This window comes from Povalibacter uvarum (genome assembly GCF_014202975.1).
In the GTDB taxonomy this organism is placed as follows: domain Bacteria; phylum Pseudomonadota; class Gammaproteobacteria; order Steroidobacterales; family Steroidobacteraceae; genus Steroidobacter; species Steroidobacter uvarum.
In genome coordinates this window covers 495,670-520,696 of the sequence record NZ_JACHHZ010000002.1, presented here as the reverse complement: position 1 = coordinate 520,696, position 25,027 = coordinate 495,670, and the positions used below count along the sequence as shown (strand labels likewise).

25 protein-coding genes are annotated in these 25,027 nt (G+C 63.4%); 7 read left to right on the top strand and 18 right to left on the bottom strand.

Annotation, left to right across the window (positions count from 1 at the left end; translation table 11 throughout):
- Window positions 1–86: 86 nt before the first annotated feature.
- From HNQ60_RS08535 to HNQ60_RS08495, 9 genes are all read right to left on the bottom strand, one after another.
- Window positions 87–1,028: a YcjF family protein gene (locus HNQ60_RS08535; protein ID WP_184330662.1), complete on the bottom strand. Its 942-nt coding sequence runs from the start codon at window positions 1,026–1,028 to the stop codon at window positions 87–89.
- Between the two features lie 121 nt (window positions 1,029–1,149).
- Entirely contained in the window at window positions 1,150–1,428 is a 279-nt protein-coding gene (locus tag HNQ60_RS08530; RefSeq protein WP_184330660.1) for an EF-hand domain-containing protein, read from the bottom strand.
- A gap of 257 nt (window positions 1,429–1,685) precedes the next feature.
- A complete protein-coding gene (locus HNQ60_RS08525) occupies window positions 1,686–3,257 on the bottom strand; it encodes an ABC transporter permease/substrate-binding protein (RefSeq protein ID WP_184330658.1) in 1,572 nt (523 codons plus the stop codon).
- Complete coding sequence (locus tag HNQ60_RS08520) at window positions 3,254–4,030, bottom strand: ATP-binding cassette domain-containing protein (protein WP_184330656.1); 777 nt, start codon at window positions 4,028–4,030, stop codon at window positions 3,254–3,256. The genes HNQ60_RS08525 and HNQ60_RS08520 overlap by 4 nt, the downstream gene beginning before the upstream one ends.
- 149 nt (window positions 4,031–4,179) lie before the next feature.
- Window positions 4,180–4,545 carry a VOC family protein gene (locus tag HNQ60_RS08515; RefSeq protein WP_184330654.1) on the bottom strand — a complete coding sequence of 122 codons (366 nt, stop codon included), beginning with the start codon at window positions 4,543–4,545 and terminating at the stop codon, window positions 4,180–4,182.
- Window positions 4,546–4,569: 24 nt separating this feature from the next.
- Window positions 4,570–5,424: a helix-turn-helix transcriptional regulator gene (locus HNQ60_RS08510; RefSeq protein WP_184330653.1), complete on the bottom strand. Its 855-nt coding sequence runs from the start codon at window positions 5,422–5,424 to the stop codon at window positions 4,570–4,572.
- 12 nt (window positions 5,425–5,436) lie between these two features.
- Window positions 5,437–5,973 (bottom strand): inorganic diphosphatase, encoded by a 537-nt coding sequence (ppa, locus tag HNQ60_RS08505; RefSeq protein ID WP_184330651.1) that lies wholly within the window; start codon window positions 5,971–5,973, stop codon window positions 5,437–5,439.
- Between the two features lie 210 nt (window positions 5,974–6,183).
- Window positions 6,184–6,777, bottom strand: coding sequence for a hypothetical protein (locus HNQ60_RS08500; RefSeq protein WP_184330649.1), 594 nt, complete (start codon window positions 6,775–6,777; stop codon window positions 6,184–6,186).
- Complete coding sequence (locus tag HNQ60_RS08495) at window positions 6,774–7,463, bottom strand: HupE/UreJ family protein (RefSeq protein WP_184330647.1); 690 nt, start codon at window positions 7,461–7,463, stop codon at window positions 6,774–6,776. Before HNQ60_RS08495 ends, HNQ60_RS08500 begins: the two co-directional genes overlap by 4 nt.
- Window positions 7,464–7,638: 175 nt before the next feature.
- Here HNQ60_RS08495 and HNQ60_RS08490 point away from each other — a divergent pair, with 175 nt between their 5' ends.
- Window positions 7,639–8,778, top strand: a complete 1,140-nt coding sequence (locus HNQ60_RS08490) for a threonine synthase (RefSeq protein ID WP_184330645.1) — start codon at window positions 7,639–7,641, stop codon at window positions 8,776–8,778.
- A gap of 265 nt (window positions 8,779–9,043) precedes the next feature.
- The gene (locus HNQ60_RS08485) at window positions 9,044–10,822 is read left to right on the top strand and encodes a DUF885 domain-containing protein (RefSeq protein ID WP_184330643.1); all 1,779 of its coding nucleotides are present in this window, start codon (window positions 9,044–9,046) and stop codon (window positions 10,820–10,822) included.
- Between the two features lie 16 nt (window positions 10,823–10,838).
- Here the strand turns inward: HNQ60_RS08485 and HNQ60_RS08480 are convergent, their stop codons facing one another.
- From HNQ60_RS08480 to HNQ60_RS08460, 5 genes are all read right to left on the bottom strand, one after another.
- Window positions 10,839–11,234 (bottom strand): RidA family protein, encoded by a 396-nt coding sequence (locus HNQ60_RS08480; protein ID WP_184330641.1) that lies wholly within the window; start codon window positions 11,232–11,234, stop codon window positions 10,839–10,841.
- 19 nt (window positions 11,235–11,253) lie between these two features.
- Window positions 11,254–12,057 (bottom strand): hypothetical protein, encoded by an 804-nt coding sequence (locus tag HNQ60_RS08475; RefSeq protein WP_184330640.1) that lies wholly within the window; start codon window positions 12,055–12,057, stop codon window positions 11,254–11,256.
- 10 nt (window positions 12,058–12,067) lie between these two features.
- Complete coding sequence (locus HNQ60_RS08470; RefSeq protein WP_184330638.1) at window positions 12,068–13,699, bottom strand: IPT/TIG domain-containing protein; 1,632 nt, start codon at window positions 13,697–13,699, stop codon at window positions 12,068–12,070.
- 213 nt (window positions 13,700–13,912) lie between these two features.
- Window positions 13,913–15,499 carry an ATP-binding protein gene (locus HNQ60_RS08465; protein ID WP_184330636.1) on the bottom strand — a complete coding sequence of 529 codons (1,587 nt, stop codon included), beginning with the start codon at window positions 15,497–15,499 and terminating at the stop codon, window positions 13,913–13,915.
- A gap of 143 nt (window positions 15,500–15,642) precedes the next feature.
- A complete protein-coding gene (locus tag HNQ60_RS08460; RefSeq protein WP_184330634.1) occupies window positions 15,643–16,641 on the bottom strand; it encodes an ATP-grasp domain-containing protein in 999 nt (332 codons plus the stop codon).
- Between the two features lie 293 nt (window positions 16,642–16,934).
- On the opposite strand from HNQ60_RS08460, the gene HNQ60_RS08455 reads away from it, so the two are divergent.
- Together HNQ60_RS08455 and HNQ60_RS08450 are read left to right on the top strand one after the other, a co-directional pair.
- Window positions 16,935–18,338 carry a DUF1800 domain-containing protein gene (locus HNQ60_RS08455; RefSeq protein ID WP_184330632.1) on the top strand — a complete coding sequence of 468 codons (1,404 nt, stop codon included), beginning with the start codon at window positions 16,935–16,937 and terminating at the stop codon, window positions 18,336–18,338.
- A 2-nt stretch (window positions 18,339–18,340) separates the two neighbouring features.
- Entirely contained in the window at window positions 18,341–19,525 is a 1,185-nt protein-coding gene (locus HNQ60_RS08450) for a DUF1501 domain-containing protein (protein ID WP_184330630.1), read from the top strand.
- Window positions 19,526–19,665: 140 nt separating this feature from the next.
- On the opposite strand, the gene HNQ60_RS08445 is transcribed toward HNQ60_RS08450, so the two are convergent.
- The 4 genes from HNQ60_RS08445 to HNQ60_RS08430 are packed head-to-tail and all read right to left on the bottom strand — an operon-like array spanning window position 19,666 to window position 21,287.
- On the bottom strand, window positions 19,666–20,151 hold the full coding sequence (locus HNQ60_RS08445) for a DUF3106 domain-containing protein (RefSeq protein WP_184330629.1): 486 nt from the start codon (window positions 20,149–20,151) through the stop codon (window positions 19,666–19,668).
- Window positions 20,148–20,378, bottom strand: a complete 231-nt coding sequence (locus HNQ60_RS08440; protein WP_184330627.1) for a hypothetical protein — start codon at window positions 20,376–20,378, stop codon at window positions 20,148–20,150. Before HNQ60_RS08440 ends, HNQ60_RS08445 begins: the two co-directional genes overlap by 4 nt.
- Window positions 20,365–20,754: a hypothetical protein gene (locus HNQ60_RS08435; RefSeq protein ID WP_184330625.1), complete on the bottom strand. Its 390-nt coding sequence runs from the start codon at window positions 20,752–20,754 to the stop codon at window positions 20,365–20,367. The genes HNQ60_RS08440 and HNQ60_RS08435 overlap by 14 nt, the downstream gene beginning before the upstream one ends.
- Complete coding sequence (locus tag HNQ60_RS08430) at window positions 20,751–21,287, bottom strand: RNA polymerase sigma factor (RefSeq protein ID WP_281382722.1); 537 nt, start codon at window positions 21,285–21,287, stop codon at window positions 20,751–20,753. Before HNQ60_RS08430 ends, HNQ60_RS08435 begins: the two co-directional genes overlap by 4 nt.
- A gap of 268 nt (window positions 21,288–21,555) precedes the next feature.
- On the opposite strand from HNQ60_RS08430, the gene HNQ60_RS08425 reads away from it, so the two are divergent.
- From HNQ60_RS08425 to HNQ60_RS08415, 3 genes are all read left to right on the top strand, one after another.
- Complete coding sequence (locus HNQ60_RS08425; RefSeq protein ID WP_184330623.1) at window positions 21,556–22,629, top strand: sensor histidine kinase; 1,074 nt, start codon at window positions 21,556–21,558, stop codon at window positions 22,627–22,629.
- Window positions 22,626–23,411 (top strand): LytR/AlgR family response regulator transcription factor, encoded by a 786-nt coding sequence (locus tag HNQ60_RS08420; RefSeq protein ID WP_184330621.1) that lies wholly within the window; start codon window positions 22,626–22,628, stop codon window positions 23,409–23,411. Before HNQ60_RS08425 ends, HNQ60_RS08420 begins: the two co-directional genes overlap by 4 nt.
- Window positions 23,412–23,480: 69 nt before the next feature.
- Entirely contained in the window at window positions 23,481–25,013 is a 1,533-nt protein-coding gene (locus HNQ60_RS08415) for a glucan biosynthesis protein (protein ID WP_246433492.1), read from the top strand.
- Window positions 25,014–25,027 lie beyond the last annotated feature (14 nt).

The following is a 25,027-nucleotide window of genomic DNA, read 5'->3' as shown; positions in this document are numbered from 1 at the left end:
CCTGATCCCCAGCCTACCTCAGTGCGGAACGATTGCCAGCGGTAGTTGGTGCAGGGAAGCTGTGGACCAGCTAGCCAGTGGCCTGCTCAGTTCTTCACCATCTGCATCACCTGCCCCACATCCAGCGTCCGTGCCCGATCGCGGATCTGGGTCAGATTCTGCTGCTGCAACTGGCGAGCATCGCCGAGGAGCGACTGATACGTGCTCTGCAACAGAGCAGTGTTCATCTGCCGCCCGCCTGCGTAGTAGCGCTTTGCCAGCTGGCCCAGTGCGTAAGTAGTGGCGAAAGAGAAAGCAGCGCCCGTCGCGACACTACCGACACCCCGTCCCAATCCGCCTGCAACGCTGCCGAGGAGACCGCCGAGCAATTTGCGGCCGAACTGCTCCACGTACTGCGAGGTCAGTCCCACACCGGCGGTCGCCAGGAATTCCTTGATGTGACCCTTGTCGAGTTGCACGCCGTAGCTCTGACCGATGCGATAGACCATTTTCATCTGCAGCGGAATGATCGCCATCGAAGCGAGCGACTGCGGCAGCAGCTCGATGGCGCCGTTCACGAGCGCGTGATTGAAGATGTACTTGTCGAGTTCCGCATCCGACCTCGTGGATGCAGCAGGCGACGGAGGCGATGCAGCGGTTTCGGTCAGCGGCGCCGCGACGAGCGCGGCTGCGGTCTGTTCGACCTGCTGCGCTTGTTGCGCGTCGAGAGACAGCGCGGCGCGCAGTTCCTTCAGGAAGGCCACTTCCTGAGCGTTCGCAGCCCCATCGGCATCGCAGACGCAGACGGCCATCTCGTAAGCGAGCTGACGATGCGCTGTCTCCGTGAGTCCAGCGACAGCCTTCTGCAGATTCACGCGCTTGAGCAGCACGTCCTGATAGAGCTGCGGAAGTTGCGGCGCTCCGTGTTCACCGGCGAGCGAGTCGGCAATGCCCTTGATGGCGGCACGCTCGCGATCGTCACCCGAGCCGTCGGCGAAGGCAGCGAGCAAGGCAATGGTCAGGATGGAGTTCTGTTCGGGCGATGACATGAAAACCTCTGGCGACGGGAACCGCACGGAGCTCGCGCGGCGTGGATCATGATGCCAGAGGCGCCGTTACTTCAGCGATCACGATGATCGCTGTGACGATTCGAGGAGGGAGCAGCGCGCTTCAGCGTCCGGCGGTGGACTGCGTGCTGCTCGCGGTGAAGCTTGCGTAGAGCTCTTCGCGGCTGATGAAACCGTCGCCGTCGGTATCGATCGATGCGAAGCGATCGATCAGGTACTTGTAGTAGCCGGCTTCGGTGCGGCTGATGCGACGATCGGCATTGCGATCGATGGAATCGAAGGTGATCTGTACGCCGGATGCCCGTTCCGGTGCAGACGGATCCGCGTGGGCTGCAAGCGATCCTGCCAGCAGAAGCGCAAGGAGGGGGGCTGCAGTTCGCATTCGGGACTCCGTGGTGGACTCAGGGTCTGCGGCTCGAATGCCGCGTGGGGGTCGACGATCCGTATCAACGCAATGCCATCAAATAAGTTTCCCGCCCGGCGTGCAAATGTCGCTCAAAACATACGGCCGTCGATCGGCCCGCCGCGTCGTGGTTTGTACGCGGGTAGCCGGGAGCGTGCGGCATCGATGTTGAACGAACGCTGAAGCCTGCCGAAGCGGGTCAGAGCGAAGCGGCGAACGCCTATCGAGCGCTCACGCTATGGGCTGAGTGTTGCATTTCGGAGACGGGAATCGAGCCGAGTGGCGGCTTCCGCTGGGGGGATTTTGCCGACTTCTCGGTCCACTTCGAGATTCGCCTCGCGCATGGACTCGATATCGACCGCGCCGATGAGGGATGCCAGGGCGTGATGCAGCGCGGGATCCTTGGCGCGCCGCGGCGAAAGCAGTACCACTGCGTCATAGGGAAGGATTGCCTGACGCGGATCTTCGAGCACGATCAGATTGTCCGCGGCAATGCGCCCATCGCTCGAGAACGCGGAGATCACATCGACCTCGCCATCGCGAACGGCCTTGTACATGAACGTCGGCTGGAACTGGCGCCGGCCAGCGAAGGTCAGGCCGTACGCCGTCTGCAGTGCCTGCCACTCCGGGCGTTCGAAGAATTCCAGGTCGCTGCCCATCTGTAGCGCGCCGGCCTGCCGGGCCAGATCATCGATAGTGCGGATTCCAAGCGCTTCCGCACGATCGCGGCGCATCGCAAGCGCATAGGCGTTCTCGAATCCCAACGAGCCGAGCAGCGCGATGCCGTGCTCGCGCTCGAGCCAGACTGTCAGTTCTTTCAGCACAACCTCGCGCGCAGGCGTGTCGGTGCGGCGCATGACATTCGCCCAGAGCGTTCCTGAGTAGTCGACGTAGACATCGAGCTCATCCCGCGAGAGGGCGCGGAAGGCGATGACGGAGCCGAGTCCCGTCTTCTGGGTCGACGCGTGGCCGGCCTGTCCGAGTCGCTGCGCGATGAGGTCCGCGAGGATGTATTGCTCCGAGAAATTCTTCGCGCCGATCACGTAGGCCGTCGCGGAGCCGCCTATTCGCGGTAATGCCGCGAAAGCAAAGCCCACGACCAGAATCGAAACCCCAAGGACGATTCGCAGCGGACTTCGCCGTGCGGTGCCGCTTTCGATCAGGCCCAGCAGTTGATCGACGATCAGCGCGAGCAGCGCTGCCGCCAGGCACCCGAACAGCACGGACACCCAGTTCTCCACCTGCAGCCCGGAGAAGATGTAGTTGCCCAGGCTCGTCTGGCCGACGGGTGTCGACAGCGTCGCTGCGCCGATGACCCAGACTGCTGCCGTGCGCACGCCAGCCATCAGCATGGGCGTGGCCAATGGCAGTTCGATTCGCCACAAACGCTGCGCGTCCGTCATTCCGACACCGCGCGCGGCTTCGACGATCGGCGCCGGAAGATTCACGATGGCTGTCACGCCGTTGCGGATGATCGGCAGCATCGAGTACAGCGTGAGTGCCAGGAGCGAGGGAAGAAAACCGAGCGCCGAAAAACTCGTGCCCCAGAGCTTCTGGGTGAGTGCCGACAGCGCGAGCAGCAGCGGATAGAACAACGCCAGCAGGGCGAGGCTGGGGATGGTTTGAATGACGCTCGCGAACGCCAGAACAGGCCAGCGCACTCGCGGGCAGCGAACGGCAAGTACAGTGAGCGGCAGGCTGATCAGCAGGCCGAGCGCGAGAGCGCACGCGCTGAGTACTACGTGTTCGCTCACGTATTCCGGCAGCAGCCGCCACGCTGCGGTCCAGGCACTTGCTTCTGAGGTCATCGGTGCGTCGCGCCGTTCTCGAGCAGCGATTGCACCCGCGTGCTCTGGCGACGCGGCATGTCCATCAGCGTACGGACTTCGATATCGGGATGATCGTTCAGCAGCTCGCGCGGAGGACCATCCGCTGCGATTTCGCCGGCCCGCATGACGAGAATGCGATCGGCGAGCAGGACGGCTTCGAGCACATCGTGCGTCACCATCAGCGTGGTGAGCTTCATCCGATCGTGCAGGCGGCGATAGTTCACGCCCAGAGCATCGCGCGTCAGCGGATCGAGTGCGCCGAAGGGTTCGTCCATCAGCATGATCGACGGTCGTGCCGCAAGCGCCCGCGCGACACCGACGCGCTGGCGCTGGCCTCCGGAAAGTTCTGAAGGCATGCGTGTCGCAAACTCGCGCGGAAGATCGACGAGATCGAGCAGCTCAATCGTTCGTGCGCGGATCTCCTCGGTCCGCCAGCCAAGCAACTGCGGCGTGATACCGATATTCGCCGCGACGTTCATGTGCGGGAAGAGTCCGATACCCTGGAACACGTAACCGATACGCCGGCGCAGCGCGTGCGGCTCGATCGCCTGGATCGGCGTTCCCTCGATCGCGATCGAGCCCGAATCGGCGTCGATCAGACGATTGATCGTCTTCAGCGTGGTGGTCTTGCCCGAACCGGAACCGCCGACGATCGCGACGAACGCACCCGCCGGCACCTCGAACGACACATTGCGTACGGCGAATGCCGTTCCGCCGTCGAAGGATTTCGTAACGCCGTTCAGGGTGATCATCGGTTGACGGTCCGCAGTTGACGGTTGACGGCCAGAACCAGAGGTTCTTCTCTCACCGTCAACCGTCAACCGTTAACCGTCAACCGTTAACCGTCAACCGTCAACCGTCAACCGTCAACCGTCAACCGTCAACCGTCAACCGTCAACCGTCAACCGTCTTTCAGGCACACCGCCTCCACGTTGTTCCCATCCGGATCGATGAGGAACGCGGCGTAGTAGGTCGGGCTGTAATCCGTCCGCAGTCCAGGCTCGCCGTTGTCCTTGCCGCCGGCGCTGCGGCCTTCGCTGTAGAACGCTGACACCGCTGCGCGATTCGATGCGGCGAATGCAACGTGGGTGCCGCCGGATGCCTGCTTCACGGCGTGCAGCCACAGGCCCGGCTTGCCTGGAGGTCCAAAGCCGGCGCCGCCTTCATAGGTCGAGCAGAGAACGATACCGAGCGGCTTGAGTGCCGTCTGATAGAAACGAATGCTGGCGTCCAGATCGCTGACGCGCAGACCGATGTGGTCGTACATGATGTGCCCCTTGGAAAAGGAGCCTCATGCTGGGCGCAGTGCACCCAGTGCTTCTTGGAGAATCTTGCGATCACCGCGCGAGGCGCGACGGAAGTCCCGCGGCGACATGCCCGCGGCACGATGGAACGTGCGCACGAAATTCGACAGGTCGTTGAAGCCGACATCGAGAGCGATCTGTGTGATCTGCCGATCCTCATCGGCGAGCAGCCGGGCTGCGCGACGCAGGCGCGATCGCAACAGATACTGATGCGGCGTCACGCCGACGATCCGTCCGAACAGGCGCAGGAAATGAAAGGCGCTGAGACCGACGTGCCGCGCAGCCTGCTCGAAGTCGATCTCATGATGAGAGTGGGCATCGATCCACATCGCTGCTTCGACCGCGCGTCGGCGGTCGCGGGCGTGTGCACGTACCGGCTGGCGTCGTCGACCCATCGTCACATCGACATAGCGCGCCGCGAGCAGCAGTCCTGCTTCGTCGAGCGCCACATCGCTGTTGCCCGAAGCGATGGTCTGCGCGAACTCGCCGAGCAGCATCAGCTCGGGTAGGGGAGGCAGACTGCCGCTGCGCCAGAGAGCTTCGATGCGAGGGCCGAGTGTGTCGACCAGCGCGGGGGAGAGATGGAACGACAGGCATTCATCGCCTTCGTCATGATGCTCGTGAGTGCAGCAGTACTCGTCGCCAGGGGAGCCGATGAGAATCGAACCGGTGACGAGCTCATATGTGTGACCGCGCGTGACGCAGCCGAAGCTGCCGCGGCGCACATACGAGATCGAGAACTGCCGGTGCAGTTCCGTGAACGGCCGGTCACCCGGCCCGGCTTCGCAGCGATAGTCGATCACGGAGATCGAGTCGCGCTGCAGCAGGGAGGTGACCGACATGGGTGTCTCGCACTACTTGGCGGCGTTCTTCGCCCGGTCAATCGCTTCGACGATCAGGCGCTGGGCTTCTTCCGCATCGCCCCAGCCGAGCACTTTGACCCACTTCGTCGTTTCGAGATCCTTGTAGTGCTCGAAGAAGTGCTCGATCTGCTTGATCGTGATTTCGGGCAGGTCGGTGTAGTTGTGCACCTTCTCGTAGCGGCGCGTCAGCCTGGGCACGGGCACCGCAATGATCTTTTCATCGCCGCCGGCTTCGTCCTGCATCTTCAGCACGCCGACCGGCCGGCAGGCGACGAGGGCGCCCGGAATGATGCCGCGCTGATTCGCGATCAGTACGTCGCAAGGATCGCCGTCATCCGACAGTGTGTGCGGGATGAAGCCGTAATTGCCCGGATAGCGCATCGACGTGTAGAGAAAGCGGTCGACGACCAGCGTTCCCGATGCCTTGTCCATTTCGTACTTGATCGGTTCGCCGCCCACCGGAACTTCGACGACGACATTGACTTCACGGGGCGGATCGCGGCCGATCGAAACAGCGTCGAGACGCATCTACTTCTCCATCAGGAAATGAGCGGGGGAGACCCGTATTCTGCCATGCCCGGGGGGGAAGTTCGTGGGCCAACTGGGCAGTGGAGAAGGGCTGCTGGCGACTGGCTGCTGGCGACTGGCTGCTGGCGACTGGCCAGAAGGGCTGATGTGCGGTTCTTGATTCTGGCCAGTCGCCAGCGGCCCGACTCAAAGGCCCCGGCGCTACTGTCGCTATCCTCCGATCCGCTGCAGCTTTGTGTAATACCCGCTTGCCTCGAGCACGATGGTCACCGGCTGATCGCTCAGATTGCGCCAGTACCAGCCGTGGTTGCCGGTAAAGGGCGCAACGAACGAACCATGTTCGGCCGGGGTCGACTCCTTGATCTGGTAGCTCTGATAGAAACCCTCGGGCCACTCGCCCTCGGTGGGTTCGCCGTGGAACTCGGAATACACCGGGCCGCCTTCCACGCGCCAGGAGTAGAGCATCGGTTCGCCGGCGGCCAGCAGGGCCTTGTATTCCAGCTCTTCCCGCGGCTTCACTGCGATCTCGACGCGTCCCGTGAAGAACTTGCGCTCGTGTTCGTGCATCGGCCCCGAGGCCCCGAGGTTCGCGGCCACTGCCTTCGCTGCCGCCATTTCATCGAGGCCGAGCAGGCGACCCGTGCGCAGCGGATCGATGCCGTACTCGGCGGGCAGGATCACGCCGACGACGATGATCGCCGCAACCGCGGCTGCGCCGAGCGTGCTCAGGAGCAGCGTCTTGCCGGTGGCGGTGATTGCGCTCGCCGGAGGCGCTGCGAGAGTGGTTTCTGAAGAGTGGGTCATGTGAGGAAGTAGCCGCTGAGCTGGTAGCCGGTGAGCACGAATCCCGCGGTCATCAGCAACACGTTGGTGAAATAGGCGTGACGCAGAAAGCTCGCCGTCCGCCGCCAGTAGTTCATGAACAGCAGGATCACGCCGAGCGCGAGGAACTGACCGATCTCGACGCCGACGTTGAAGGAGATCATGTTCGTCACCAGGCCATTGCGCGGCAGGTTCAGGTCCTGCAATTTCGTTGCGAGGCCGAGGCCGTGGAAGAAGCCGAAGAACAGTACGGCAAAGCGGGGATTGGGTTCGATACCGAACCAGGTGCGGAAGGCATTGATGTTGTCGAGCGCCTTGTACACCACGGACAGGCCGATGATCGCGTCAACGAGAAACGCGTTCACGTGCCAGCCGGCCAGCACGCCGAGGAGCAGCGTGGTGCTGTGACCGATCGCAAAGAGGGTCACGTAGAGCGCCACATCCTTCAGTCGATAGAGAAAGAAGATGACGCCGACGAGGAACAGCAGGTGGTCGTAGCCGGTGACCATGTGCTTCGCGCCCAGATAGATGAAGGGCACGATCCGCGGTCCTTCGCTGCCGCTGACGAACGCCTGATCGCCTTCCGCTACCGTGTGGGCGACAGCGATACAGGCAGCGGACATAAGGAAGCTGCCTGCGATGAGTGCGAGACGACGGGCGAGTTGCATAGGCTGAACAGTAGCTGCTGTCCGAAGGAATAACGAGAGCGCAGCGTCTCTGCGTACATTTCTCCACGCATGACCCGAATGTGACCCAGTTGCGCAGCCGGGCCCGCATGGGCACATTGCACGCCTCGAATTACGGCGCCCCGAGCGGGCGATCGACGGCAGCGAGTCCGCAATCATGAGTGCAATACGTCTGTCCCCCTTCTTCTCGGGCGTCCGTTGTTTCGCCTGCGAGACTCCCCACGATCCACGCACGCTGCTCACCGTCTGCCGGCAATGCGGCATGCCGCTGCGTGTCGACTACGACCTGGCATCGATCCGCTGGAAGCGCAGTGATGTCGTCGGGCGCGTGCCGACGCTGTGGCGCTATCGCGAAGTACTGCCGCTGATCGAGGGAGACGAGACGACGCTCGCCGAAGGCTATACGCCTCTGCTCGCGGTCGAGCCGAACGTGTGGGTGAAGGACGAGGCGCGCAACCCGACCGGCTCCTTCAAGGCGCGCGGCATGGCTCTGGCGGTTTCGATGGCGAAGCATCTCGGCGCTCGCGCACTGTCGGCGCCTTCCGCTGGAAACGCGGCGGGCGCGCTGGCTGCCTACGGTGCGCGGGCGGGACTTCCGGTGACTGTTGCGATGCCGATCGACACGCCCAAGCCTTTCTTCGACGAATGCGAGCTGTATGGCGCGACGATTCATCGCGTGAAGGGAACGATCGCCGACGCTGGAAAATTCCTGCGCGAACACGGCCCGAAAGACACGTTCGATGCATCGACGCTGCGCGAGCCTTATCGCATCGAAGGCAAGAAGACGATGGCGTACGAGCTCGTCGAGCAGTTCGAAGGCGAGGTGCCTGACGTCATCCTGTATCCGACCGGCGGAGGCACGGGCCTGATCGGCATGTGGAAAGCCTTCAATGAAATGGCGGCGCTCGGTTGGATCGACCAGGATCGACGTCCGCGATTCGTGTCCGTCCAGGCGGCCGGCTGCGCTCCCGTCGTCAAAGCGTTCGACGAGGGCAACGAGAAGACCGAACCCTGGCCGAATGCGCAGACGAAAGCCTACGGTTTGCGAGTGCCATCGCCGCTGGGCGGTTTCCTCTGTGTGCGCGCACTGCGCGAGACAGGCGGAACTGCGATCGCCATCGATGAGGCCAACATCGCGTCCGCGACAGCGGAACTCGCGGCGAAGTCGGGGATCGATGTGTGTCCGGAGGGTGGGGCCGCGTGGGCGGCGCTGCGCCAGTTGCGTGACAGAAAATTCATCGGCCCGAGCGATCGCGTGGTGATCTTCAATACCGGGACAGGGCTGAAGTATCGGTGAGGGGGAGCCGGTCGTCATTCCCGCGCACGCGGGAATCCATCTGCATCGAGGCATGGACTCCCGCTTTCGCGGGAGTGACAGCCACAAGTAACCCCAGGACTCCCGCGACAACCGTCGCATCGGACGCGCGTCTGATCGCAGCCGGTTCAGCCGCCGGTTGCATCAGCTCGCCCCAGCAAGCACTCTTGCTCATTGCTCATTGCTCATTGCTCATTGCTCATTGCTCATTGCTCATTGCTCATTGTCTGTTGCCCTTCGAGGTTCTATGCGCGCTCTCCGCCAATCGACGTTCGCTCTGGTGCTGGCAGTCGCCGGGCTCTCGCTCGCTCAAGCCGCGGCGCCCGGTGCATCGCCCGAACTGAACAAGCTCTTCGACGACTACTTCGAGAAGTCGCTGGAGCTGTCGCCGTTGCAGGCCACGTTCATCGGTGACGACCGGTACGACGACAAGCTGACGAACAGCATCTCGCCGGAATTCATCCGCATGGCGCTCGAGGTCGATCGCAGCTATCTCGATGCGGCGCTCAAGTACGACCCCAAGAAGTTGTCGCCGGAAGATCGGCTGAGCTGGGAGATCTTCGTGCACGAACGCCGGGTGTCGATCGAAAGCGCGAAGTTTCCCGGGGAGCTGCTGCCGATCGATCAGATGTTCAGCATCCCGACGCTGATGCCGGTGCTGGCGTCGGCCACCAGCGCGCAGCCGTTCAAGACGGTCGAGGACTACGATCAGTTTCTGGCGCGCATGAACGACTACATCACCTGGTCCGATCAGGCTGTCGTCAATATGCGCGAAGGCATCAGACGCAACGTGGTGCAGCCGCGCGTGGTCATGCAGAACGTTCAGAAGCAGCTCGCGGCGCTGATCGCGGAGGATCCGCTGAAGAGCATCTTTTATACGCCCGTGACGCAGTTCCCCGATGGCTTCGCCGCGGCCGATCGCACTCGACTCGAGAAGGCGTATCGGGACGCGGTCGTGAGCAAGATCAATCCGTCATACCGGCGCCTGCACGATTTCGTTCGCGACGAATACCTGCCGAAGACGCGCGCGACGGTTGCGTGGACCGCATTGCCCGATGGCCCGGCTTGGTACGCTTTCCTTGTGAAGAACAGCACCACGACCGAGATGACGCCCGATGAGATCCATGATCTCGGGTTGAAGGAAGTCGCGCGCATTCTCGCGGAGATGGAACAGGTGAAGACGCAAGTGGGCTTCAAGGGCGACCTGAATGCGTTCTTCCGGTATCTGCAGGACGATCCGAAGTTCTACTACACGAAGGCTGACGATCTGATCGCGGGCTACCAGGACGTGAAGCGCCGCATCGACGCGGTCCTGCCGAAGTACTTCTCGCTGTTCCCGAAGGCGGACTACGAAGTGCGGGCCGTCGAAGCATTCCGCGCGGAATCCGCCGCCGGCGGTTCCTATCAGCAGCCGTCGGCCGACGGATCGCGCCCGGGCATTTTCTACGTCAACACTTTCAACCTGAAAGCGCAGCCGAAATTCGGCATGGAGACGTTGTCGCTGCACGAGGCCGCGCCGGGTCATCACTTCCAGATCTCGATTCAGCAGGAGCTCACCGAGCTGCCGCGCTTCCGCCGCTTCGGCGGCAACTACACGGCCTACGTCGAAGGCTGGGCGCTGTACGCGGAATCGATCGGCAAGGAGATGGGATTGTTCACCGATCCGTATCAGTACTACGGACGCCTGAGCGATGAAATGCTTCGTGCGCTGCGCCTCGTCGTCGATACCGGCCTGCACACCCGGGGCTGGACACGCGAGAAAGCGATTCAATACATGCTCGACAACTCATCGATGGCGAAGAGCGACGTCGAAGCAGAAGTGGAACGCTATATCGCGAACCCGGCGCAGGCCCTCGGCTACAAGATCGGCCAGATCCGGATTCGTCAGATGCGCGTGAAAGCCGAAAAAGCGCTCGGCGGCAAGTTCGACATCAAGCAGTTCCACACGGAAGTGCTGAGAGACGGGGCACTGCCGATGGGAGTGCTGGAGGCGAAGATTGACAGGTGGATTGCGGCGAACAAGTAAGCGGGCATGAGCTTCTTCAAACCGCGTACGCCCCTCGCGTGCGCGCCGTCATTCCAATCTCTACCTGCGCTCCCAGCGGGAGGCTCGCGACTCCGATCGTCGTTCGCGCGGGGTACGGCTTGGCGAACTGCGTTGCATAGACTTCGTTCATTGCCGCGAAGTCCTTCATGTCGGTGAGGTAGACCTGCACGTTCACGACGTCCGCGGGCGTGAGGCCGGCGGCATCGAGGACGCTGAAGAGATTCCGGAAGCATTGCGCGGTCTGTTCGCCGATCGAACCGGTCACGAGTTTTCCGGTTGCCGGATCGAGCGGCGTCTGGCCGGAGAAGAACACGAGGCCCGCGGCTTCTACAGCGTGCGAGTACGGGCCGACGACAGCGGCACCGGGCGCGTTGATGGCATTGCGGCTCATGAATTCCTCCCGTCAACCGTCAGCGGAACTGCCGATCGCGAATCTTCAGCGGCACCTTGGCGCCGAAGAAGTAGGACAGCCCGATCCGGAACGTATTGGTCTTCGGATCTTCGTCCGTCGTCGAATAGCCGAGCTGGACGCTGAAGCCATCGCCCAGCATTTCGGGCTGGTGTTCGAGAAGGATGGCGTACGTGTTCTCGTCGTAGAGATCGTTGCCGGACAGTTCGATCTTCAGGCTGTCGATCGGATACCAGCTCGCGCGCAGCTCCGTGGTCTCGAATTCCGACGCGTCCTCGAGCTTCGTGGTCGTGAAGGAGCCGCCGACCGTGAAGTCCCAGAGGTACGCTTCGGCGAAGTAGCGGTAGCTGTCCGTGCCGAGTTTGTCCTTGTCGGTGACGGGAAACGACGAATCGCCGTCGCAATCCGGCGAGAGAGTGCCGCTGGCATAGGCGCCCCCGATCCGGCCGTACTTCGGCAGCCGGAAGAACAGCGCAGCTTCGCCGCCGTAGCTGTCGAAGTTGCACGAGGGCTTGCTGCCGGGCAGCTCGCCGGTTTCGTCTTCCAGGATGTCACGCGTGCGAACGGTCGACTTGGCGTAGTGGCCGGCGAGCGATGCGCCGAAGTAGGAGCCGATCGGAAAAGTGCCGATCAGATCCGCACCCAGCGTTCCCGCCGAGGTGCTGTCCTTCGTGTCGCTGTTGATGCTGGAGAAGTCGAATTCGAAATGCATCGAGTCGACCGCACGATCATCGGCCGCCCATGCGGTGCCGCCGAGCAGCAGGGTTGCCACGGCAGCGGCAGAAGTGCGAATGAGGATTCTCATGAAGGCTGCCTTATTGATCCGGGGTCGGTTGAACGACGAGCTGGGTCGCGCCCGCGAGGAAGAGCGTGCGGCCGTCCGCGCTGATGATCATCTTAGGTCCCGCTCCGGGTGCTCCAGCGAGCGGTACTGCGGCACCCACTTGCGGCAGTGCTTCACCATTCTTCGTTGTGGAGGTGTCGAAGACGAGCAGCGCGCCCGCAGCGCTGTCGTAGGTGAAGGCACGCTTACCGTCCGGCCGCAGTGCGACCGCAAGCGTCGTCGTCGGCAACTTGCCCAACAACGCGTAGTTGGCGCCATAGACGTTCAAGCCATTGAGGACGAGTCGTGTCGCCTCCCTGTCGAGCGCCGGCCCGATGGTGTTCTGATTGATGGCGATACCTGTGTTCGAGATGCCCCCGTTGCCCGCCGCGAACGCAACCACGGCAGGTGCGGTCGTGAGCGACGGATCACCCTGAACCAGGTTGATCACCGACCGATCGGCGGACGTTCCGAGTGTTCCGTTGTTGAAATTCGCCGCGAGCTTGGTGATGGCGTTGGTTCGCACGACGAGCGTGTACAGCTCCGTCCCCTTGCTCTCGGCGATGCCGGTCGTGATCAGCGCGAGGTTGGTATTGGCGACTTCGATGCTTTTCAGGAAGCTGTTGGTCGGGAGCGCCGGCGCTTCGATAGCCGTGCCGCGAGCCAGAGTCTCCGGATCGACCGACACGACCTGCGTATTCGCCACTGCCAGCAGTTGCGCAGCATCGACGGTCAGAGACAGACCCTGCAGATTGGTGACAACAGCTGTCGTCGGCGCGCCCCATGCGCCACCGGCGTAGGGATAGCGGACGATCGTGCCACCGCTGATATCCGTGGCGACGAGCAACGCATCGCGCTGCGCATCGTGCCGAAGGGACTTCACGACGCCGACGCCTGCGGGCCAGGCGAGCGTCTGTGCCGCGCGCGTGACCGGGTCGACTGCAATGAGTGTCGCTGTGCTCGTGATCGCACCCTGATGGTCGGGGATATCCAGCGAAACGGGGTAGCTCCCTGCCGCGAGCGCCGGATAGACCGCTCTGACCTCAGTGTCGCTGATGTAGAGCATCGAGGTTGCGGCGGTACCGCCGAACCTCACGCCCGAGATGGGGAAGCCGCTGAAGCCGATGCCCCGGATGATTGCAGTCGCCGAAACACCCGCCGTAGCGACGTTCGGGGCGACGTAGTCGATGACGGGAGAAACCTGATACTTCACCGTCGCTGTGCGCGAACCACCGGCTTGCAGACGGCTGCACGCCGAGTCGGCGCAGAAGTAAGCGGTAACGGCGACCGTGCCGGAGTACGAGCCCGCGCCGATGGTCGAGGGTGCAGCGGGCGTAACGACGATTTGCGCCGTCGTGCCGTTGACGGTTGTCACCACGTCCGCGATGCCGTTGCCCGTATGAAGGACCGAGACGTTCACGACCCCTTCGGAGAAGGTCGCGGTAATCGTCTGGGCCGCGGGGGCCGCGGCAGCCGGAGACGCTGCGCTGAACGTCAGCGAACTGGTGGAGAGATCGATCTGTCGGGAGGTTTCGCTGTCGCTGCCGCCGCCGCTGGAACAAGCGGCGAGGGACAACAGCAATGCGACGCACGCAACGCGGCGCGCACCGGTCGAGTAATGCACAGGCTCTTCCTTCAATAGCGTGGGCGCGCGCCCATTGCGCGGCCCGAGTCTTTGCCGCGGCTTACGTGGCTCGGTCGAAGATATTCTTCGCGCGCAGTCGGGCGGCGCAATCGTACCCGATGCGGCCGGATAAAAGCTGTATTCGACGTGTAATGGTCAACGCCACGGGGCCGGCGGCGGACGGGCAACGGCCGGAAATTTCAGGCCTTTCCCTTAAGCATTTCCCAGCGCGAAGTACATCTGGGTCCCCACGCCGGGCCGGCTGCGGGCCCAGACCTCGCCCCCATGCCGCTGGACAATGCGCTGCACCGTTGCCAGCCCGATCCCGACACCCGGGAATTCCTGATCCCCGTGCAGACGCGAGAACGGCTTGAAGAGCCGATCCGCATACCGCTCGTCGAACCCGGTGCCGTTATCGCTGACGCAGAAGACCCGTCGTCCCTGTTCATCCAGGAACGAGCGGAACTCGATCCGGGCCAGTGGCTGGCGGGAGGAGTACTTCCAGGCATTGGACACCAGGTTTTCGACCAGGACCCCGAGCAGGCCCAGGTCCCCCTGTACGGGCTCGGCGGGTTCGATGACCTGATCGACCTGCCGGTCCGGGTCCGCGGCGCTCAGGCGGGCGAGGGCCCCCCGCACCAGGCCCGCGATGTCGACGGGTTCCATTTCCAGTTCGGCGCGGCTGATCCGCGACAACCTCAGCAGGTCATCGATGAGGTCGCTCATGCGCTGCGTGTGTCCGAACAGGTTGTCGATACTGGTCGCCGGATCGTCTTCGCCGCGGGCGCGATCGAGCTCCAGGTTCATCGCTCGCAGCGGTGCACGCAGATCGTGCGAAACCGCGGACGAGAACGCTTCGAGCTCCTGGTTGGCGCCTTCCAGCTCCCTGGTCCGGATGCGGACCTGCCGCTCGAGATCGGAGTAGATCTGCACGTTTTCCATGGCGACCGCCGTCGTGTTCGCGAGCGCCTCGAGCAGCATCAGCTCCTCGGCCGTGCATTCGTGTTGAGTCGCCCAGTAGTTGCCGATCGCACCGATCGGCGCGTTCGTCCGGATCGGCACCATGACCATGCTGCGCACGAAGGTCGGGCGGTAGGCGTCCACCGGCACGCGAGGATCCTTGAAGATGTCGGGGATGACCGTCGATCTGCCGTTGAGCATTGCCCAGCCGCTCACGCAGGTCTGCAACGGAAAGCGCTGGCCCTTCCAGAGCGGTGAGATCGCGTCTTCATCGACGTAGAAACAATAGTCGCCGTCGCGCAGCACGAACGTTGCGCCATCGGCGCCGGTCAGTTCACGCGCGGCATGACGCACGATCTCGACGATCGCATCCAGTCCACGGGCGAGCGACAGCTCCTGCACGACGTTGATGAGCCGCGACATGGATGCGTGCTGCCGGCTCGGGTCGACAGGCCGGCTCGGGTGGACAGATTGGGGGGCGCGGGCATTCTGGGTTCGTCGCAAGGCCGCGGTGAGTTGCCACGCGTAGTCCTTGAGAACGTAGTCGTCGGCACCGGCTGCGAAGCTTGCATTCACATCGGCTTCGCGGGCTGCGCCGGAACACACGATGACCGGCAGATTTGCGTACCGGGCTTTCGAGAGCGAGATCGCCTCGCGTGCGTCGAAACGCGGCAGGCCGTTGTCGACGATGACGACATCGAAGCCGCCGGTCTCGAGCGCGCGGATGAATTCTTCACGGGACCGTGCCGGAATGAACTCGGCCTGGACACCGTCCTTCTGCAGTCGCCGCTCGATGATCAGCGCATCGCTGGCGCTGTCCTCCAGATGCAGGATCTTCATCCCTTCTAATTCCCTCCGCCTTCGCACTCACAGATAGCAGAGGGGAATTTCTCGGACAAGACTTGGAATCACTTAACGCCGCGCCAGAGGCGGCAACTGGTTCACGAAATCGATGCGCGAGTGACGACAGCGTTGTCGAACGTTCAGGGATTTGCTGAATCCGCCTGATGTTGCGTGTCGCCGAGCGAACGACGCAACGAACTGATGAAGCGACGCCACGAGCTGCCGCGAGGTCGCGATGGCAGGCCGAGGCGTTCGCGCATGCCTGCAAAAATCGCATCGGGCACGCTGATGCCGCACGCCTTCTCGAGGCCCTGAAAACCCGGCGATGAATTGGCTTCGCAGATGCGATACCCGTGGGTATCGAAGAGGATGTCGATGCCCGCGACATCGAGTCCCAGTGCCCGTGTCACGCGTACCGCAAGTTCTGCCATCTCGGGCGGCGGGTCGAAACACGTACCGATGCCACCGAGCGAAATGTTCGATTTGAAGCTGCCGTCCGCCGAGCGGCGCTCCATCGCGGCCACTGCCTTGCCGTTCACGACGAGCACTCGCACGTCGCGACCGTGACTCGATTTGATGTACTGCTGGAAGATGAAGTCGGCGCCCGGGCTGGCTCCGTCGAGCAGGTTCGCGAGATCGCCGAACTGTTCGCGGTCCTTGCACAGGAGCACACCGTTGCCACGCGTGCCCTTGAGCGTCTTCACGACGACCGGGAAGCCGAGCTCGCGCTCGACGACACCCACGTCGACCGGAAATTTTCCGAGGATGGTTTTCGGAATCGGCAGACCCGCGCTCGAGAGGATCTGCAGCGTCTGCAGTTTATCGGCAACCGATTCGATCGCCGTCGGGCCGTTCACCATCGCGACACCCTGGCGCTCGAAGTGACGCAGCACGGCGAGGGTGAAGTAACTCGTCTCGCTGCCGGTGCGCGCAATGATCAGATCCGGTTTCGGCAAAGACTTGCCTTGATAGATCGCGGACCAGTTGTCGGCCGAATCGACGATCAGTTCGAAGTCGCGGGGCTGCAGCACCTTCAGGTCGATGCCGAGGCGCGCAGCGACCTGCTGGAAGCGCATCACTTCCGCGGCTTCTGGAACGTCGGGTGCGAGTTCGCGATGAAAGAGCAGCCAGCAGCGCATGGGGTTTCCTCGTGTCAGCCGACTATGAGCATCAGGGACGAATCCGCGCTGAACTCTCTTTTCGGTATCGCCTGCGGCAGCGCGTCCGCGGCGATGAGAGAACGATGTAGGAAGAGGGCGAGTTCCGGCGTCGGCCGACAAAACATATCGTTGCAAATCAGGCACGGGCGAAGGTACGGGGCGTTCGGTAAAGATTCAGTCGCCGGCGGGGGGAATATCGGTGACAAAGCAGTCAACCGCGGGAGTCCCCGCGCGTTGCATGAACCGTAACGAAATACAGTGCAGGGCGCGCCATGACATTGCAGGCGGTACTTGCCGCGAACCGGTTCGGCCTCGGTGCGCGGCCGGGTGAAATTACCGACATCGGTCGCGACCCGCGCGAGTGGCTGATGCGCCAGGTCGAGCGCGACGTTGCGGTGCCGCAGGTGATCAGGGCTCTGCCTTCCTCGGCTCAGGCGTTCGAAGCCTATCGTGAGCTGCAAGAAATGCGGCGCGAGGCGCGCGCGGAACCCGCCAGCGACAACAAGGAACGCGATCCCGTTGCGAACGTGCGCCAGAAGCTCGCTCCTCTGTATCTCGACCAGGTTGCGGCGCGCTACCAGGTCGCCGTTGCCAGCACTGATCCGTTCCGCGAGCGCCTCGTGCATTTCTGGAGCAATCATTTCGCCGTGTCTGCCGACAAGGCGCTCGTGGCCGGGCTTGCGGGCACGCTCGAGAACGAAGCCATCCGGCCGCACCTGTCAGGGAGTTTCGCCGAGCTGCTGCTCGCGGCGGAATCGCATCCGGCGATGATCCTGTATCTCGACAACCAGGGATCGATCGGCCCGAACTCGATGCTTGCGCAGCGCGCTTCGCGTCGTGCCCGCAAGGCAGAGCGCAAGCTGGACATCAACGAGAATCTCGCTCGCGAGATCCTTGAGCTGCACACGCTCGGAGTGAACGGCGGGTACACACAAGCGGATGTCACGAGCTTCGCGCGCGTGCTCACCGGATGGTCGGTCGGTGGAAGTCGCGGGCCGCTGGCGGAGGGCAAGCCCGGTGTATTCGAGTTCCGCGAAAACATGCACGAGCCCGGTGCTCAGACAGTCGTCGGCAAGCGCTATTCCGAGAGCGGAGGTGCACAGGCGAAAGCAGTGCTGAACGATCTCGCGCGGCATCCAGCCACCGCGAATCACGTCGCGACGAAACTCGTCCGGCATTTCGTCGCCGATGAGCCTCCTCTCGCGGCGGTCGACCACGTGGCAAAAGTCTTTCGCGATACCAACGGCGATCTGCCCTCGGTGCATCGCGCCGTCATTGAGCTGCCGCAAGCGTGGGAAGCCGCGCCGCGCAAATTCAAGACACCTCATGAGTTCGTGATCTCGAGTTTCCGCGCGCTCGATTTCGTGCCGGACAAGCCGTTGCAGATCGCCGCACCGTTTCAACTGCTCGGCCAGCGTCCCTACACGCCCGGTTCACCGGCGGGCTGGCCGGACACCGCCGCGCAGTGGGATGGGCCCGACGCATTGCTCAAACGCATCGAGTGGGCGACGCAACTGAGCGATCGACTGCGCTCCCGTGCAAAGCCTCTCGACATTGCCGCTCAATCGCTCGGCGAAGCGCTCAACGAACGCACGCGAACTGCAATCTCTCGTGCAGCAAGCGCCGCGCAGGGAACGACCTTGTTGCTCGCGAGCCCGGAGTTCATGAGGCGATGAATATGCTCCGTCGTACCTTTCTCCAATCCGCGTTCGGAGCGTCGGTGGCGGCGCTCACACCGCGCCTCCTGCTTGCAGACGCGGCGACCGATTCCCGCTTCGTTCTCGTCATCCTGCGGGGTGCGCTCGATGGCCTCGCTGCCGTGCCGCCGTACGGCGATGGGAACTACGCGACGAAGCGCGGTGCACTTGCGATCACTGCCCCGGCGCTGCGACTGAACGGCCTGTTCGCTCTGAATCCCGGCCTTGCGCAGTTGCATGAACGCTATCGATCGAAGGAGCTCGTCGTGTTCCATGCGGCGGCTTCGCCCTATCGCGAGCGATCGCATTTCGATGGCCAGGATCTGCTGGAGAACGGCACGACCCGGCCAGGCGTGGCGCGCGACGGTTGGCTCAATCGCGCGTTGAGCGTGTTGCCGGCCGCGAGGATGAGGACGACGGAGCAGATCTCGGTGGCGCTTTCGCAGAACCTGCCGCTCGTGCTGCGCGGCGAGAACCAGGTGAACTCATGGGCACCGTCACGCCTACCCGAAGCGGATGCCGATACGTTGCAGCGGATCGCCGATCTGTATTCGACCGAACCGTACTTCGCCGAGCGATTGCAGGCAGCCGTGGCTTCGAACGAAATTGCCGAGGGCGGCATGAAGGGCGGCGGGCGCGATCCACTCGGCCAGTTCAATCAGCTGGCTGCTGCCGCCGGTCGTTTGCTGGTGACCGATGATGGCGCGCGCATCGCAGTCATCGAAGCGAGCGGCTGGGACACGCATGCGAACCAGGGCGCCGAGCAGGGCCAACTGGTGAACCGCCTGCGTGTCCTCGATTCAGGTCTCGACGCGCTGCGAGTATCGCTCGGCCCCGCGTGGAACCGGACTGCGGTGATGGTGGTAACGGAGTTCGGCCGCACCGTCGCTGTCAACGGAACTCGCGGCACGGATCACGGCACCGCGACGTGCGCCTTCCTTGTCGGCGGCGCTGTGAACGGCGGTAAAGTCATCGCTGATTGGCCGGGTCTCGCAACCTCGTCGCTGCATCAGGGACGCGATCTCGCACCGACGCTCGATCTGCGCAGCGTGTTCAAAGGAGTTCTGGCGACGCACCTGTCGGTGAGCGAGAGCGATCTCGAATCGAAAGTCTTCCCCGACAGCCGCGGCGCCAGTCCTCTTGAAGGGCTGATGCAACGTGCATGAAGGCCAAGACAAGGCATCGGATTTCCCACGGGGTACACGGGATAATAAGGCGGGAGATTTCTCGTGAAGACGGCAGCACCCTGCTCGAACATCATGGTCTTTCCCCGTGAAACCCCGTGTAGGCGCTTTCTCCTACCTCTTCACTGCTTCCGCTCTCGAAGCCGCTGCTGCACGCGCTGGCGCTGCTCCGGTGTCGCGTTGCGCCACATCTCGCGCAGTCGTTTGCGCTGCTCGGGGTTCAGTTGCTGGAAGCGTTTATAGTTCTTGCGCAGCCGCTGCTTCTCTTCCGGCGGCAGTGAACGGAACTCGCCGTAGCGCTTGCGGATCCGAGCGCGCCGTTCTTCCGGAAGCTTCTGCCATTCGTTGAAGCGAGCGCGCGTCTGCTGGCGCTGCTCTGGGGTGAGCTCATTCCATCGCGAAGCGCCGTCGGAGAGTTTGCGTTGCCGCTCCGGCGGCAGTTCGCCCCAGCGCTGTTCGAAGTTCTTCAGCAGCTTCTGTTGTTCCGGCTTCAGTTCATTCCACGCGACACCGGCGCCGTCTGTCTGTCCTGTGTTCTGCGCGAACGAAGTGCCGGCGAGCGTGGTGCCGACCAGCATCAGCACGAGATTGCGTCGCAACCGATTCATGGCTTCACCTTCTTCTCGGGCGCGGGCTTGGCGGCCGTTTTCTTCGTTTCGGCTTCGTCATCGTCGTCCTGCGCGAACCACGTCCAGTCATCGTCCTCGTCTTCCAGCTCGGCGAGGTAGTCGAGGAAAGCTTCGTCCAGCGGCTCCGGCTCCGCGCTGAGCGCAAGCGCGGGAACCATCAGTAGCGCGAGCGCACCGAGCCGATCGATCTGTTCAGGTTTGCGCATCGTCGCTTCCATCGTTCGGCGCGGCCGTCGCATCCATGCCCTCTTCCATCCAGGCGTAGAACTCCAGGTTCTCGATCAGCTCCAGGTCGTCGTCGTTGAGCAGCATTGCCATGTCGTCCGCTGCTGCGAACGACTCCGGGATGGAGCGTTCGTTGGTCACGCGCGGCGCGATCACTACGACCGCTGCGACCGCCGCCGCGGTCAGTCCCGCAGCGGGCAGCCAGATCCGCCGGCTGATGCTGCTCGGCGCCTGTTCGACCGCGCGATGCCGCGCCTGCGTCAACCTCGAGCGGATGTGAGCGGGCAGCGCTTCGACGCTTTCATCGAAGAGCGCCTTGCTGCGCTGTTCGAGCGGTGTTTTCGGATCGTCACTCACCACGCGTCTCCCAATTCGGCGCGCAGGGTGTGCACTGCGCGTGAGTAATGCGTCTTTACGCTGCCTTCCGAGCAGCCCATGGCAGAAGCTGTCTGCGCGACGTCGAAACCCCCGAGCGCCCGCAGCATGAAGGCCTCCTGCTGCCGGGCCGGCAACTGGGCGATCGATTGCTCGAGTCGCCCAAGGGCTTCATTCGCCATGAGGCGCTCGACCGCACCCGCCTCGTCGGCTGGCGCGGTTTCCACGGGATCGACTTCATCTTCCCGCGCCGACGCTCCCGGCAACCAGGCGAAGAAGCGGTTGCGGACCTGTCGCCGCCGCTGACCGTCGCGAATGCGGTTCTGCAGGATCCGGTAGAACAGCGGCGCCCATTCCTCCGGGGGGCGGGCGCTGTAGTTGCGCGCAAGCTTGAACATCGCGTCCTGCACGGCGTCCAGTGCGTCGTCGTCATTGCGCAGCGCGATACGTGCGATCCGGAACGCACGCCGTTCGACGCCAGCGAGGAACTTGTCCAGCTCACGAGCCCGATCCAGAAGCCACTCCTTCGCGTGACACGACCGCTCCCGAGGGTAGCAAACTGAGGGAACATAAGGTCGGAGCCGGCGGTACGTGGGGAGTAACGCGTCAGGATGAAATTCGTTGACGTGAGGCCAGCTGGCCGGCTGGCCCTCCCGTTCATCATGCGACGAATTGCCTCCTCGACCGACAGGCTGCGGCAGTACCTGACGGAAGACTGCAATCGCCCCGAATCAGGCACACGGCCGGCCAGGGGCGGCTGCGAGGTTCGGATATAGTCCGTTCATGTCCTCTCTCCCCGTGAAACCGCGCGGTCTGGCGTTGCTGTTCGCCTGGTCGCGCGTGCGCTTCACTCTCATCGTCGGTGCCGTGTTCGGCTTCTTCCTCGCGCTGCCGAACGAATCGCCCATGCTGATCGTCATCGCTCGGACGGTGATTGTCGGACTGGCGGCGATGTTTGCTTTCGGCCTGTTCGAGCAATGGCCACGGCGGTTGCCGGTGTGGCTCGCGCGGTCGGTATTGCAGCTCCTCGGCATCGTTGCCGCTATTCCAGTCGCGGCTGCGATGGCCTACATCGTCACGACGGGAGGTAACCCGGAGTTCGAGAAGGATCGCAAGCGCGTCATTGGCTACGCGAGCCTGACGTTCACAGGCGTGCTGTTCGCGCCGTGGATCGCTGTCGGTGCGATGTTGAAGCAGCGCGACGCATTCGCTCGCGAGCAGGCGCTCGGCTTCGAGCTCGAGCGCAGCGAGTTCGAGCGCCAGGCGCTCGATGCTCGATTGCGGTTGTTGCAGGCGCAGGTCGAGCCGCACTTCCTGTTCAATACGCTCGCGAACGTTCAGGCACTCGTCGATGCCGGCTCGCCGCAGGCCTCGAAGGTGCTCGCCAGTTTGATTGCGTACCTGCGTGCCGCTGTGCCGCGAATGCACGAGACAGCGACGACCCTCGGACAGGAGACGGACCTGGTGCGTGCATACCTGGAGCTGATGGAGATGCGCATGCCCGATCGACTGCAGGTCGGGCTGCACATCGATCCGGCCGCACGCAAGCTGCAGTGCCCACCCATGACGTTGCTGACGCTCGTCGAGAATGCAGTGCGTCACGGCATCGACCCGAGTGAAGTCGGTGGCCGCATCGATGTCGATGTATGGATTCGCGACGGCCGCGTTCTCGCGCGAGTAACGGATACCGGCGCTGGGATGAAAGCGACGAGCGCTGGTCTCGGTACCGGGTTGTCCACGTTGCGTGAGCGCCTGCAGCTGGCATTCGGTGCCGAGGCGCAGTTGAGGCTGAGCGAGATCGAGCCGCACGGTGTGTGCGCCGAACTCGAATTCCCGGCACGACAGGTGGCGGCATGACGCCCCAGCGACCCACGGCATTGATCGCTGACGACGAGCCGCTGTTGCGCGACGCGCTGCAGCGCCTGCTGGCACAAGCGTGGCCGGAACTCGAAGTGATCGCACAGGCCCGCAACGGCAGAGAGGCAGTCGACAAATTCGAAGCTCAGCAACCGGACATCTGTTTTCTCGATGTCCACATGCCTGGCATGACGGGCGTCGAGGCGGCGCGTCACATCGGGCGGCGGGCTCATCTCGTGTTCGTCACGGCATTCGATCAGTACGCGGTCCAGGCATTCGCGCAGGGTGTGCTCGACTATCTGGTGAAGCCCGTCGAACCTTCACGCCTTGCGGAGACTGTAGCGCGGCTGCAGGAGCGGCTGCGCGCTTCGCAGCCTGCCGCGAATACCGAGGCATTGCTGCAGCAGCTCGCGACGAATCTGCAGCGGGGCAGTGCACCTGCGTCCCTGCGATGGATTCGTGCATCGGTGGGTCAGACGGTGCGGCTGATCCCGGTGGAGGACATCGACTTCCTGCGTTCAGATGAGAAGTACACGCTCGTGGCCTGGCGCGATGAAGAGGGTCAGTCTCGCGAGGCTGTGATTCGCACACCCCTGAAGGAGCTGGCGACACAGCTGGATCCCGAACAGTTCGCGCAGGTGCATCGGTCCGTGGTCGTGAGCCTGAAAGCGATCAGTCATGTGACGCGCGGCGAGAACGAAACGGCTGACATTCATCTGAAGGGCAGAGAGGATGTGTTGCCCGTCAGCCGCAGCTATTTGCATCTGTTCAGGCAGATGTAGAGAGGCGCGAGCCTCGCGCCCTCCCGCCTCATGCTATCTTCCGCCGAAACAAGCGTTGGGGCGAATGCAATGTCGCGGATCGATCGGTACTCACTTGCGAGCAGGGTCTTTGGCGCGTGTCTTTGCGCGATGCTGGTCGCGTCGCGGACGTATGCGTTCGGATTCGACGATGTCGCGGAGCGTGCGAGGGCGCAGGCGCAGAAGCCGTATGTGGCCGAGAGCCGCAAGCCGCCGGCGGAACTCGCGGCGCTGACGTACGATCAGTATCGCGACATCCGCTTTCGTCCCGATCATGCGCTATGGCGATCCGATGCGGCGTCGTTCGAGGTGATGTTCTTTCATCTCGGCAAGTTCCAGACCGAGCCGGTGTTGATCAACGAAGTCGCGGGCAGCTCAGTGCGGCACCTGCGCTATCGCAGCGCGGATTTCGACTACGGTCAGAACAAGCTGTCGCCGCAGCGCTGGGGCGATGTGGGTTTTGCGGGATTTCGCGCGCACTATCCCCTGAACTCGGGCGCGTACAAAGATGAACTCGTCGTGTTCCTTGGTGCGAGCTACTTCCGCGCACTCGGCGCAGGTCAGCGTTACGGGCTGTCGGCGCGGGGCCTTGCGCTCGATACCGTCGGCGGCAAGGGCGAAGAGTTTCCGCGCTTCACCGAGTTCTGGCTCGTCAAACCCGAGAAGAGCACGGACTCGCTGACGGTCTATGCGCTGCTCGATTCACCGCGGGCAAGCGGCGCGTATCAGTTCGACATCCGGCCCGGCAAGGAAACGGTCATGGATGTCCGTGCGCGCCTGTTCCTGCGTGCGCCTGTCGCGACGCTGGGGATTGCGCCGCTCACGAGCATGTATCAGTTCGGCGAGAACCAGCCGCATCGCACCGACTTTCGTCCTGAGGTGCACGACTCCGATGGGCTGATGGTCGCGATGGGCAGCGGCGAGTGGATCTGGCGCCCGCTGATCAATCCGAAGGGCGTGCTGGCGACATCGTTCTCGATGCCATCGCTGCGCGGCTTCGGTGTCATGCAGCGCGATCGCAGCTTCAGCAGCTACGAAGACAGCGAAGCGCGCTATGAGCTGCGACCGAGCGCCTGGGTGGAGCCGACCAGCTCGTGGGGCCCGGGTCGCGTCGAGCTCGTGCAACTGAGCACGCCCGATGAGACGAACGACAACATCGTCGCGTACTGGGTGCCGGAAAAGGCGCCGGCTGTCGGTCAGCCGTTCGACTATTCCTATCGGCTCCACTGGCAGGGCGATGAACAGCAGCGTCCGCCCGGCGGCTGGGTCGTGCAATCGCGAGCCGGCCGCGGCTTCGCCGAGCTCGGACCGAACGAACAGCAGTATGTCGTCGACTTCACGGGTCCGAAGCTCGACAAGCTGGGCTCGGATGCGCCGGTCAAAGCTGTGGTCTCCGCGCCAGCCAACGGCGAGGTCATGGAGAGCAATGCTTATCGCCTCGACGCGACGGGCGCATGGCGCATGACGGTGCGCGTGAAGCAGTTGAAGCCCGGAGAGCCGACCGAGCTGCGAGGGTTCCTGCAGAGCGGAGAGGATGTGTTGACGGAGACGTGGAGCAATTTGATGGAGGCGGCTGGCCGGTAGCTGCCAGCATTCGT